Origin of the sequence: Candidatus Methylobacter oryzae (assembly GCF_003994235.2) — a bacterium.
Taxonomy (GTDB): domain Bacteria; phylum Pseudomonadota; class Gammaproteobacteria; order Methylococcales; family Methylomonadaceae; genus Methylobacter_A; species Methylobacter_A oryzae.
Genome location: NZ_RYFG02000066.1, coordinates 1 through 13,097, shown reverse-complemented (window position 1 = coordinate 13,097; position 13,097 = coordinate 1). Strand labels below are relative to the sequence as shown.

Sequence of the window (13,097 nt, the reverse complement as noted above, 5' to 3'; positions counted from 1 at the left end):
CTCCATGGATGGAGGAAATGCCGAGGACTGCCGGGAGCAGTCTCGGTCGCCATCCATGGCAGTCGTAAAACCTGGAAGGTCTGACTATCGGGCTGTTCTCCGCATAACGCCAGTTCCGGTTGCCGGAAACGTCCGCCCTTGCTGTCGCCGGGCGGCCTTACTTGTGCCCTGTGGGTATTCCGGCCTACATCTGGGGACGAGCGGAAGGTGAGTGCCGACGGATGGATTAAATCCCGTTTGCCGCGTTTTGGCGGAGCAAAAGAAAGTATCTTGCCTTCGGGTGCGAGAACCCGATTCAAATAATCGTCGCGCTAGCGACACATTAATTAATGCGACTAACTGCGTAACATCAGTTATTAAGCGTAGGCCGGAAAGCCGGTTCGAGCATCGACGAGAACCGGCGTTTCCTTCCAGCCCGCCTAAAAAATCAGGCTTCCTGTTTCCGGCGGTAACGGATTGATGAAATAACCGATAATGCGATCAAAAACGCTCCGGTCAAACCGGTTACCACCTCAGGAATATGGTGGGTCATGCTAACCAGCATAATGCCCGCCAACACGCCAATCGCGTAATGCGCGCCATGCTCCAAAAACACGTATTCATCCAAAGTGCCTTTACGCACCAGGTAAACCGTCAGGCTTCGTACAAACATCGCGCCGATAGCCAGGCCCAGCATGATAATGACTACATCCTGGGTAATCGCAAACGCGCCGATCACGCCGTCGAATGAAAACGACGCATCCAGCACTTCAAGATAAATGAAGCTCATCATGCCGCTTTTTTTAAGCACCGCGACGACTTCTTCGCCTTCTTCCTCATGTTCAAACAAAGTCGCAAGGCTATCCACGATCACGTACAAGATAACCCCGGCAACGCCGGCGACCATCGCGTCCAAACGGATTTCCTCCGGCAAATAGTGTTGCATGATTAACAGCGGCCCTAAGGCCATGATAATTTCAATCGCTTCCAGCTTTCCGAATGAAGACATCTTTTCTTCGATATAGCCCAGCCAATGCAGTTCCTTCTCTTCGTTAAAGATGAACGAGTAAAACACCATCAGCAGGAACATGCCGCCGAACGCCGCGATTTGCACGTGCGACTCCTCTAAATGCTTCGCATAAGTCGCGGTGTCGTTCAGAGCCATTTCGGTCACGCCCGCAAATCCGATACCGGTAGCCGCCGAAACAATCACGATAGGAAACAACAAACGCATGCCGAAAACGGCGATTAGAATCCCCCACGTCAAAAAGTACTTCTGCCAGCGCTCATCCATTTGCTTCAGAATCGATGCGTTAACAACCGCGTTATCGAATGACAGACTGACTTCGAGAATGCCCAGGATAATCGCTATAAAAGCGCCTATGGGCCCTCCCCAATAAAATGCTGCCGCCAGGCAGACGGCGGTGACGAAAAAAGAAAGACGAAAGTGTTGCATAATGTACTCGCTAAAAAAGATTAGTTATTTTTGTCAGGCAACTATAGGTGTATTTAATTTAAAATCAACTTTATAAATGTCGGCAATATCTTGGCGTCGAATACTTGCCGACGATTTGAAGGGTTATTTTTATGAAAAGTCGTAAGCATTAAATTACAGGCGTATCATAAATGCCAAAAACACTAAAATAACGACTTTTCATAGACCGATGCTTATGATTTTGTTTCGGCTGGCTACTTTACTGTATCTGGCACTTTGCTCATCGCCTTTACTAGCGGAACTTGCGCAGCAACCTGCCGAAAAAGTTTCTTTACAGCTCAAATGGTTACATTCTTTCCAATTTGCCGGCTATTACGCGGCCAAAGAGAAAGGCTTCTACGCCGAAGAAAACCTGGACGTCAACATTCGCGAGCGCATTCCCCTGATCAATAACATTGAACAAGTTTTAAACGGCGAATCTCAATACGGCGTAGCCGATACCGGCTTGCTCGGACAACGGCTTGTCGGCAAGCCGGTCGTGGTGTTAGCTTCAATTTTCCAACATAACCCGCTGGTGTACCTTACCTTAAAGGAATCCGGCATCGTCAGTCCCTACGAGCTTAAGGGCAAACGGGTCATGGAAGACTATTACGACAATGCGCCGCTGCTCGCGATGCTTTATGAAACGGGTATTGCTGCCGATGAGTTTACCCATTTGAGTAATTCTCTCAATCCCGATGACTTGATCAACCATAAAACCGATGCAATGGTCAGTTACCTGACGGACCAGATCGATTACTTCAAAAAGAAAGGCATTGAAATCAACATTATCGATCCTCGCAACTACGGCGTGGATTTTCTGAGCGACAACTTGTTCACGACAGAGCAGGAAATCGCCCGTCATCCTGACAGAGTGCAACGTTTCTTGCGCGCCTCGCTGAAAGGCTGGGATTATGCGCTCAAGCACCAGAACGAGCTGATCCAAATCGTTCTGAGCAAATATAATTCCGACGGCCGGCTTTCCGCCGAGCATTTGCGCTTCGAGGCGCAGGAAACGGTAAAAATGATTTTACCGGAGAGCGTGCCGATCGGTCAGACCGACGTTAAGCGTTTTCAACGCATTGCCGACACTTATAAGCAGTTAGGACTGGCAACGTCGATAGATCGCCTGGAAGGTTTTGTTTATGGGCAGACGAAACCCGCCAAACTTAATTTCTCTGCCGCGGAGCGGGCTTGGCTGCAAGCGCATCCGGTTATTCGCGTAGGCATTGACCGGGATTTCGCGCCCTACGAGTGGGTCGATGCTAAAGGCAATTACCTAGGCCTGAGCGCCGAATATATTGCCTTGATCGAGCAACGGCTGGGCGTAAAACTCGACATAGTCAAAGACAAAGCCTGGGCTGAAATATTGACGATGGCGCAGCAGGGGCAATTGGATATGCTTTCCAACGCCAATAAAACACCTGAACGTGAGCAGTTCCTGATTTTCACGGAAGCGTATCTGAACACTCCGGCCATTATTATCGGCAATGGCAACCATGGCTTTATCGGTACGCTGGATCGTCTGAACGGCAAGCAGGTCACGCTGGAAAAAGGCTACTTCATGCAAGAGTTGTTAATGCATGACCATCCTGAAATACAGCTGGTTCTCGCCAAAGATATTCACGATGCGCTGACGATGGTCAGCAGCAACAAAGCGGACGCTTATATCGGCGATGCGGCTTCGGCAAACTATGCGATTAAGCGGGAAGGCATGCTGAACCTCAGCTTTTCCGGCGACACCAATTACAAAAGTTACCACCGCATGGCCGCGACCAAGGCTAATCCGGAATTGGCGAGCATACTGGCTAAAGCACTGGCCGATATTCCCCAGTCCGAAAAGGACGCCATCCAAAACCGCTGGATGAGTTTGAAATACGAAGCCGGCATAAGAACCGAAACCGTTCTGCTCTACTCTGCCGCGGCATTGTTGCTGCTGGCTATTATTGTCAGATGGAATATGCGTTTACGGCGCGAAATCGATAAACGGAAACAGGTCGAAGAAAAACAGCGCATGGCTGCCAGCGTTTTTGCCAATACTCAGGAAGGCATCCTGATTACCGATATGCAACGCAGAATTATCGACACGAATCCCGCATTCAGCAACATCACCGGATATGCGCGCGACGAGGTTCTCGGTAAAAATCCGCGTTTGCTCAAATCCGGGCTTCACGATACCGGCTTTTACGAAAAAATGTGGCAAACAATCAACCAACAGGGTTATTGGTGCGGCGAAGTTTGGAACCGCAAAAAAGGCGGGGAAATATTTGCCGAGTGGCTGACTATCTCCGCGGTTACCGACCAGTTGGGCAAAATAACGCATTACATCGGCACGTCTTCGGATATTACCCAACTTAAAGAGCAGGAACGGAAGCTGGAGCTGATGGCTCATTACGATCCGTTGACCGGCGTACCGAACCGCATCCTGTTAAGTGACAGGATGCGTCTGGCGCTGGCGCAAACCAAGCGCGACCAATGTTTGATGGCCGTGGGTTATCTCGACCTGGACGGTTTTAAACCTGTCAACGACAAACTGGGGCATGAAGCCGGCGACCAGCTGTTGGTCGAAGTTGCGCTACGCATTAAAAACGCCCTACGCGAAGGCGACACGATCGCCCGTTTAGGCGGCGACGAATTTGTGTTTTTGTTGTTGGGGCTGGAAAAAGTCGAAGATTGCGAAATCACCTTGCATCGCCTGCTGGAAGTCATCAGCGAACCTGTCAACTTGAGAAATCAGGTTGTTTCGGTATCGGCCAGCATTGGCGTCAGCATTTTCCCAGAAGACAACACCGACCCGGATACGCTGTTGCGGCATGCCGACCAGGCCATGTATCAAGCCAAGCAAGAGGGGAAGAATTGCTTCCATATTTACAACCTGGAACTGGACCGGCAGCTCCATTCCCATCGCGAGGCGCTAAACCGCATTGAGCAGGCGCTTGAAAACGAGGAATTCGAACTGTTTTTCCAACCTAAAGTCGACATGCAGCAAGGTGCCGTGTTCGGAGCCGAGGCGTTGATACGCTGGCGGCATCCCGAACGCGGCCTGGTCATGCCGTGCGATTTTTTGCCGTTGCTTGAAAAACACGACCTTATCACCCGGCTCGACGCCTGGGTTATCGATAAGGCCTTGCAGCACATGGAAAATTGGCAGCGGTTGGGCCTGCAGTTACAAATCAGCGTCAATATCACCGCCAAATCGCTGCAAACGGACGATTTTGTGTTGCAGCTCTATTACGCATTCGAGCGCTATCCTTCGATCAAACCGGCTCATTTTGAGCTGGAGATACTGGAAACCCAGGCATTGCTCGATTTGACGCTCACGTCCCAGATTATCAGGGACTGCCAGACATTAGGCGTACAGTTCGCGCTGGACGATTTCGGAACCGGTTACTCGTCGTTGAGTTATCTTAAACACCTGCCTGCGGAAACGCTCAAAATCGACCAGACTTTCGTGCGCAACATGCTCGAAGATGAGGACGATTTGGCGATTGTGCAGGGCGTTATCGGTCTGGCAGAATCTTTTCGCCGCCAGGTCATCGCCGAAGGCGTGGAATCGGTCCAGCACGGCATTGCTCTTATGCAAATGGGCTGCCATCATGCGCAGGGTTACGGCATTGCCAAACCGATGCCGGCAGCCGATCTTGCCGCGTGGGTACAAGAATGGGAAATATCGGTAGAATGGAAAGAATTCAAGCAGTCTCAAGAACATTAGATATTAGCGTATATAATGACGCTCGTAGATTTACCTAATATTTGACTATCCTTCACGACATGACCTATAGCGAAGACTTTTTCAACCTGGCCACGCAACTGATCGAAGCCGGACGCTTCATCGACAGCAAAGGCTGGGTGCCCGCGACCAGCGGCAATTTTTCCGCGCGCCTGCCCGACGGCAACATCGCGATCACCGTATCCGGCAAACACAAAGGCCGGCTGCAATTGGGCGACATCATGCTGATCGACAAAGACGCAAACTCGCTGGACGGCAAGAAGCCGTCGGCGGAAACGCTGCTGCATACGTCGTTGTATAAACGTTTCCCGGAAATTCAATCGGTGCTGCATCCGCACTCGATCAACGCCACGCTGACCTCGCGGCTTTTTAAATCCGAAATCGTGCTGGAAGATTACGAACTGTTAAAAGCCTTGGCCGGTATCGATACGCATGAAAGCCGGGTGGTAATTCCGATATTCGCCAACGACCAGAATATCCCCCGCTTGGCCGCGCAAGTGGAGCAATACCTGGACGCTCACGGCGCAATCCATGCGTATATCATTGCCAGCCACGGTCTTTATACCTGGGGCGGTTCTGTCCAGGAAACCTTGCGCCATCTCGAGGCGCTGGAATATTTATTCGATTGTGAATTAAGACTACATGGAGTCAGAACAATATGAGCGCTTTAACCGTTTACCCCGATAACCGGCCCGACCTGGGCGAGACCGACACCGATTTTGCCGCGATTCAGTCCCGGCTGGATGCGATAGACGTGCAGTTCGAACGCTGGACCGCCAATTGCGTCCTGGCCGCCGATGCCGGCCAGGACGAAGTGCTGGCCGCGTACCACGACTCGGTCGAACGCCTGAAACAGCAATACGGCTTTCAATCGGCCGACGTGATCAGTTTGAATCCGGACCATCCGGACAAAGCCGCGTTTCGGCAAAAATTCCTGGCCGAACACACCCACTCTGATTTCGAAGTACGCTTTTTCGTCGAAGGCCGCGGCCTGTTTTTCCTGCATGTCGAAGGTAAAGTCTACGCGGTGTTGTGCGAGCAGGGCGATTTGATCAGCGTGCCGGCCAACGCCACGCACTGGTTCGACATGGGCGAAAATCCGAAGTTCAAATGCATCCGCCTGTTCACGACGCCGGAAGGCTGGGTCGCCGATTTCACCGGCAGCGACATCGCCCAATCGTTCCCGACACTGGATCAATACGCGGCAGGGCTGGCATGATTAAAGCGATCGTCACCGATATCGAAGGCACAACCTCGTCGATCCTGTTTGTTAAGGATGTGCTGTTTCCGTATGCGCGCGCCAATCTGGCCGGCTATCTGCAAAAACATCAACACGAGCCGCAAGTGAAAACCTTGCTCGACGACGTCTGCAAAGAAGTGGGGGCGGAATTAACGCTGGAGCAGACCATCGCGCAGTTGATCCAATGGATAGACGAAGACAAAAAAATCACGCCGTTAAAATCGTTGCAAGGCCTGATCTGGGAGGCCGGTTACCGGCAGGGCGATTTCAAGGGCCATCTGTATGCCGATGCCGCGGCAAACCTGAAAGTTTGGAAAGAGGCGGGGCTGGATTTATATATCTATTCATCCGGCTCGGTTTACGCTCAAAAACTGCTGTTCGGCCATACCGAATACGGCGATTTGACGCCGCTGTTTTCGGGTTATTTCGACACCCACATCGGCGGCAAAAAAGAAAAACAATCGTATGATCATATCGCCGCAGAGCTAGGACTACCTGCAAGCGAACTGCTGTTTTTATCGGACATTAAGGAAGAATTGGATGCGGCCAAAGCCGCAGGCTTTCAGACAATCTGGCTGGTCCGGGACAGCGCGCCCGATCCGCAAGCCGAGCACCGGCAGGTGGATAGTTTTGATCAAATCAGCGTAGGCCGGAATAAGCCAGTTTGAGCGTAAGCGAAAACCGGTATTTCCGACAAATACTTGGTGTCACGCAGACCTTCCAGGTTTTACGACTGCCATGGATGGCGGAAGTGCTGGAGCTGCCGGGAGCGGCTCCAGTAAAAACCTGGAAGGTCTAACCCGCAGGCAGCTCATATAGCTGAACATCCGGCTTCCATAATTGCGCAACCAGCGGCTTGGCTTTATCCAGCACGCCGCTGGTCCAAAAGCATTCCGTGCCTATCCTCTCCGCATCGGCCAACAGCTCAACCACTTCCAACCGTCGGCGAAGTTGCCGCGCAACCGCCGCTGCGGAATCGATGACGGTCACGTCCGGTCCGGCTATGTCCTGTATCAACGGAGCCAGGAACGGATAATGCGTACAACCCAATACAATTGTATCGGCGCCTTGCTCCAGCAGCGGCCGCACATAGCCTTCCAACAATAAGCGGGTTTTGTCGCCGGACAAATCGCCCGCTTCCACCTGTTCAACCAGACCGGGACAGGCCTGCCCCAAAATCCTGGCATCTTCGCCGTAGCGCGCGAACAGCTTAACGAAATTATCGCTGACCAATGTCCGGCTGGTCGCCATCACGCCGATAACGCCCGATCGCGTGTTTTCCGCCGCCGGTTTAACCGCCGGTTCCATCGCAATAATCGGCATCAGGAATTTTGCGCGCAATGTTGTCACTGCCGCGCCGGTCGCGGTATTGCAGGCAACGACAACGGCTTTGGCATGCCGGCTTACCAGGAACTCGGTAATTGCAAGCGAGCGGGCTTCGATAAATTGCCGGGATTTATCGCCGTACGGCGCGTGCCCCGAATCGGCCACGTACAACAAATCCTCGCCCGGCAATGCCCTGCGAATCTCGTGCAGTACGGACAAGCCGCCAACGCCTGAGTCGAATACGCCAATCGGATTTGCCGGATTCATGTTTTAGGCAATAACGGGGATTTTTAGGTAGGGTATCGGGAAAACAAATACCCACAGAATGGCCGCTGCCGTGTTGCTGGAATTCAAACTGTCCTTGGCTCGGTTGTTAAACCGCCCTCTCATTGATTTTTTGTCCACTATCTCACGTTCAAATAGCTTTGATTCTGCAAAAATATACATTATACATGGTCGTGATTCCGTTGGAGCCTTATCAAAAGTCTTAGCTATGCGCTGCGGCATAGGCATTCCTACGCATTGTTTCACTGACCAGTAATCAGTACTGTAATTCCAAAACGGGGATTGGAATAGCCAGCCCCGAACACTGGACTTTTAACTTTACCGGCGAAAACATGAATGAAATTTTGACAGAGCACCTGCGCGCGCATGTTGATGAGCTCGCCGGAAAAATCGGCGAACATAATGTTTTTCATATCGAAGCGCTGTACGATGCGGAAGTTTATATTACCCGGCAGTGGGAGCAGCAAGGTTATGCGGTCCGCAGACGCACTTATATCTCGCACGGCATTGAATGCGCCAATCTTGAAATAACCCGCCGCGGCCGTAGCGACGATATGATACTGATCGGCGCCCATTACGATTCGGTTTCAGGCAGCCCGGGCGCCAACGATAACGGCAGCGGCGTTGCTGCACTGTTAGAACTTTCCCGGCTGTTCAAGGATGTTGTGCCTGAAACCACGTTGCGTTTTGTCGCGTTCGTCAACGAAGAGCCGCCTTTTTTCTTCTGGGCTAACATGGGCAGCATGGTCTACGCCAGAAATGCCAAGCAAAACGGCGACCCGATCCGCTTCATGATTTCGCTGGAGACGATCGGCTATTATCGGAAACAACACGGCAGTCAATCCTATCCGCCGTTCCTGAAGTATTTTTATCCCGACACCGGCAATTTCATCGCTTTTGCTTCCAACTTAAAGTCCAAACAGATCATGCAGGAATGTATTCAAGCGTTCAGGGCGTCAACCGACTTTCCGGTGGAATCCATTGCCGCGCTACCGGTGATACCGGGAATCGCGCTGAGCGATCATCAGTCGTTCTGGCGGCACGGCTATAAAGCGTTGATGGTGACCGATACCGCGAACTACCGCTACCCCTACTACCATACCTCGCAGGATACGCCGGACAAGCTCGAATATGCATCGTTCGCGGAAGTGACCAACGGCCTGTTCCTGATGCTATGCAAGCTGGCAAACGCAAACTGTTAATCGCCCCGGCCGTAACCGCCTCCGCCCGGCGTTTCGATCACAACCGCATCGCCGGTTTCGACCTTAACTTCAACACAGCCGGACAATGTTTCGACGTTGCCGTTGGCCCGAATCAAGCTATTTACTCCCAATGCACCCGGCGCACCGCCGTTTAAGCCGAACGGCGGCTTAATTCGGTGGCTCGACAAAATGCCGGCGCTCATCGCTTCGCGAAACTCGATGCGCCTGACCACGCCGTCGCCGCCGCGATAACGGCCTACGCCTCCGCTGCCGTGGCGAATCGCAAATTCCCGCAACAGCACCGGAAAACGCTGCTCCAGAATTTCCGGATCGGTCATCCGCGAATTGGTCATGTGCGTGTGGATGCCGTCGGCGCCGTCGAAACCGTTGCCCGCGCCCGCGCCGCCGCAAATGGTTTCGTAATATTGGTAACGCTCGTTGCCGAACGTGAAATTATTCATCGTGCCTTGCGAACCGGCCAGCACGCCCAACGCGCCGTACAGCGCATCGACGATGTATTGCGAGGTTTCGACATTGCCGGCCACGACCGCTACCGGATACTGCGGATTCAACAAACAACCTTCAGGGATAATAATATCCAGCGGTTTCAGGCAACCGGCATTCAACGGAATGTCGTCTTGTAGCAAGGTGCGGAACACGTATAGCACCGCCGCTTTGCAAATCGCAGCCGGCGCGTTGAAGTTGTTATCCGATTGCGGCGATGTGCCGGTAAAGTCGATCCGGGCGCGGTGCACATTGCGGTCGATCGTCACAGCAACCGCAATTTTCTGGCCCTGATCCAATTCGTATTCGAAACGGCCCTCGTCCAACCGTTGCAACAATGCCTTCACGCAAGCTTCAGCATGATCCTGTACATGCCGCATATACGCCAGCACCACCGGCTGCGAATATGCTTCGATCATCGCCAGCAATTCCTGCGCGCCTTTTTGATTCGCGGCGATTTGCGCTTGCAGGTCGGCCAGGTTTTGCTCGGGATTACGGGCCGGGTTGCGGTTGCTGCTTAGCCAGTCGCGAATCACGGCTTCCTGCAATTCGTTCCGGGACAATATTTTCAGCCCGGCGCTAATCACGCCTTCGTCGTCGATATGGCGGCTGCCGGCCGGCATCGAGCCGGGCGAAATGCCGCCGATGTCGGCGTGGTGCCCTCGCGAAGCGACAAAAAACAGCAAGCGGCGATCATCGCCGAATACCGGCGTGACCACGGTGATGTCGGGCAGATGCGTGCCGCCGGCATACGGCGAGTTCAGCAAATACGCATCGCCGGGCTCGAAGCCGTCGCCATGCTGCTGCAACAGTGCTTTGACGCTTTCGCTCATCGAACCGATATGCACCGGGATATGCGGCGCGTTGGCGATCAAATTACCGTCCGCGTCGAATAGCGCGCAGGAAAAATCCAGCCGCTCCTTGATGTTGACCGAATGCGCGGTGTTTTGCAGCACAAAGCCCATTTGCTCGGCGACCGACATGAAGCGCTTGTTGAAAATCTCCAACAGCACCGGATCGACCTGGGTACTGAACGTCTGCGCATCAACGTCGATATGCCGGGTCAGCAGCAAATCGCCGCCGGTTTGCAACGTGCCTTGCCAGCCCGGTTCGATAACGATCGTTGAAATGGGTTCGAGCACAATCGCGGGGCCGGTAACAGTCTGCCGGAATTTTAGTTGCTCACGGCGGTACATCGGCGCGTCATGCCAAGCATTCCGGCTGAATACGCGGGTCATGCCGTGCGCTTGGCCGCTGCGGTTGTTGGTATCGTTGGCAAAAACATCGTCCGGTTGCGGCTCGCTGGCTATGCCTTCGACTTGCAGCGACGCGACCAACAACGGCCGGTTTTGGTAGCAAAAGCCGAACTGCTGGCGGTATTTGCTTTCGAAGCGGTTGAGGATTTGGGCAGGCCCTTCAAAATCGACCGTCAGCGCGGTATCGGTGCCTTGATAACGCAACGCCAGCCGCCGCTGGCAAGTCACGGCCTGTTCCGGCAAGCCTTGCTCGCGTAGTGCCGCGCGGGCTTGTTGTTCTAGTCCGGCAAAGCGCTGTTCCAATTCATCGAAACCGACGTCATGCCACAGCCGTTCCAAAGCTTGTTGCTTCAATACCCGAAAATCGGCCAGTCCCATACCGTAAGCCGACAACACGCCGGCCAACGGATGCAGCAGCACGGTTTGCATGCCCAAACGCTCGGCCAACAAGCACGCGTGCTGCGCGCCGGCCGCGCCGAAGCAACACAGCGCGTATTCGCCGAGGTGATAGCCTTTTTGCACCGAGATTTTCTTGATCGCCTCGGCCATATTTTCGACCGCAATCGCCAGAAAACCTTCGGCGACTTGTTCCGGCGTGCGAGGGTCGCCGGTCGCCGCCCGGATGCGTTCGGCCAATTCATTAAACAATTGCCGGACGCGATCATCGTCGGGCGGCAGGTTGCCGTCGGGACCGAACACCGCCGGAAAATTCGGCAGCTTACCGAGCAGCAGATTGGCGTCGGTCACCGTCAACGGCCCGCCGCGCCGGTAACAAGCCGGCCCCGGATTAGCGCCGGCCGAATCCGGGCCGACCCGGTAGCGCAAGCCGTCGAAATGCAGAATCGAACCGCCCCCGGCGGCGACGGTATGGATCGCCGTCATCGGCGCGCGAATGCGCACGCCGGTCACCTCGGTGTCGAACGTCCGCTCCAGCTCGCCGGCGTAATGCGCGACGTCGGTCGAAGTGCCGCCCATGTCGAACGCGATGATTTTTTTAAGACCCGCGCGCTCTGCCACGGCGACCGCGCCGACCATGCCGCCGGCAGGACCGGACAGAATACTGTCCTTGCCTTGAAACGCGTCCGCCCGCACCAGCCCGCCGTTGGATTGCATGAACAGCAGCCGGACATCGCCCAAGCCCTGTTCGACCTGATCGACGTAACGGCGCAGCACCGGCGACAGATAAGCATCGACGACGCTGGTATCGCCGCGGCCGACGATTTTCGGCAGCGGGCTGACCTGGTGCGACAGCGAAATTTGCTTGAAGCCGATGCGCCCGGCGATTTCGGCCAACGCCAGTTCGTGTTGCGGATAACGCCAGGCGTGCATTAGCACAATCGCCAACGCCCGTATGCCTTGGTCGTGCAGTTCCTGCAACGCGCGCTCGGCCTGTTCGGTATCGAGTTCTTGCAACACCTCGCCGTCGGCGCCGACTCGGGCGTCGATTTCAACGACGGTTTGATATAACGGCTCCGGCCGGCGAATGTCCAGCGCGAAAATATCCGGCCGGTTCTGGTAGCCGATGCGCAGGCAATCCTTGAAATCTCGGTTAATCACCAGCGCGACCGGCTCGCCTTTGCGCTCCAGCAAAGCATTGGTGCCGACCGTCGTGCCCATTTTAACGCTGTCGATAGCTCCGTCCAGCGGCTCGCCGTCAGGCACACACAAAATGCCGCGTATGCCGTGCAAAGCCGCGTCCCTGTAATGCTCCGGGGAGTCCGACAGCAGCTTGCGCGAGACGATTCGCCCGTCCGGCGTGCGTGCGACAATATCGGTAAAAGTGCCGCCTCTATCGATCCAAAATTGCCAGCGGGACATGGTGGGTGAACCTCGTTAAAAAATTGCGGATTGGGAGTTTTGTTGTTTGGTGCGGTGCGGTCGGCTATTCACAGCCGGATTGGATTGCGTTCGCTCCAAATAGTGGGTGCTATTATATAAGACGAGTGCAAGGAGAATTTGCTTCTATGAGTTTCTTGCAGCAGCATCAATCGCGAGCAATGCGTCTCGTTCCTTAGTGCGTGTTTTAAAAGTTTGATACCTTCCCCGAGGACAGCCTGGTCAGCATCAAATTAATCATGGCGATATGAACGAATGCTTTGCT

General features: G+C 54.0%; 9 protein-coding genes. 5 read left to right on the top strand and 4 right to left on the bottom strand.

What is annotated here, in order from left to right:
- Together EKO24_RS22830 and EKO24_RS07145 are read right to left on the bottom strand one after the other, a co-directional pair.
- Positions 1 to 299 (bottom strand): hypothetical protein (locus EKO24_RS22830; protein WP_206667228.1); only part of this gene is annotated, 299 nt, incomplete at its 3' end.
- Positions 300 to 427: 128 nt separating this feature from the next.
- The gene (locus EKO24_RS07145) at positions 428 to 1,435 is read right to left on the bottom strand and encodes a DUF475 domain-containing protein (protein WP_127029913.1); all 1,008 of its coding nucleotides are present in this window, start codon (positions 1,433 to 1,435) and stop codon (positions 428 to 430) included.
- 214 nt (positions 1,436 to 1,649) lie between these two features.
- Between EKO24_RS07145 and EKO24_RS07140 the strand changes: the two genes are divergently transcribed.
- The 4 genes from EKO24_RS07140 to mtnC are packed head-to-tail and all read left to right on the top strand — an operon-like array spanning position 1,650 to position 7,091.
- Positions 1,650 to 5,165, top strand: a complete 3,516-nt coding sequence (locus EKO24_RS07140) for an EAL domain-containing protein (protein WP_161990581.1) — start codon at positions 1,650 to 1,652, stop codon at positions 5,163 to 5,165.
- A gap of 59 nt (positions 5,166 to 5,224) precedes the next feature.
- On the top strand, positions 5,225 to 5,845 hold the full coding sequence (locus EKO24_RS07135) for a methylthioribulose 1-phosphate dehydratase (protein WP_127029939.1): 621 nt from the start codon (positions 5,225 to 5,227) through the stop codon (positions 5,843 to 5,845).
- On the top strand, positions 5,842 to 6,402 hold the full coding sequence (locus tag EKO24_RS07130) for a 1,2-dihydroxy-3-keto-5-methylthiopentene dioxygenase (RefSeq protein ID WP_127029911.1): 561 nt from the start codon (positions 5,842 to 5,844) through the stop codon (positions 6,400 to 6,402). The genes EKO24_RS07135 and EKO24_RS07130 overlap by 4 nt, the downstream gene beginning before the upstream one ends.
- Positions 6,399 to 7,091, top strand: coding sequence for an acireductone synthase (gene mtnC, locus EKO24_RS07125; protein WP_127029910.1), 693 nt, complete (start codon positions 6,399 to 6,401; stop codon positions 7,089 to 7,091). Before EKO24_RS07130 ends, mtnC begins: the two co-directional genes overlap by 4 nt.
- Positions 7,092 to 7,218: 127 nt before the next feature.
- Here the strand turns inward: mtnC and murI are convergent, their stop codons facing one another.
- Positions 7,219 to 8,016 (bottom strand): glutamate racemase, encoded by a 798-nt coding sequence (gene murI, locus EKO24_RS07120; RefSeq protein ID WP_127029909.1) that lies wholly within the window; start codon positions 8,014 to 8,016, stop codon positions 7,219 to 7,221.
- A gap of 350 nt (positions 8,017 to 8,366) precedes the next feature.
- Between murI and EKO24_RS07115 the strand changes: the two genes are divergently transcribed.
- Positions 8,367 to 9,236 (top strand): M28 family peptidase, encoded by an 870-nt coding sequence (locus tag EKO24_RS07115; protein ID WP_127029908.1) that lies wholly within the window; start codon positions 8,367 to 8,369, stop codon positions 9,234 to 9,236.
- Here the strand turns inward: EKO24_RS07115 and EKO24_RS07110 are convergent.
- Positions 9,233 to 12,814 carry a hydantoinase B/oxoprolinase family protein gene (locus tag EKO24_RS07110; protein WP_127029907.1) on the bottom strand — a complete coding sequence of 1,194 codons (3,582 nt, stop codon included), beginning with the start codon at positions 12,812 to 12,814 and terminating at the stop codon, positions 9,233 to 9,235. The genes EKO24_RS07115 and EKO24_RS07110 overlap by 4 nt on opposite strands.
- Positions 12,815 to 13,097: the final 283 nt, after the last annotated feature.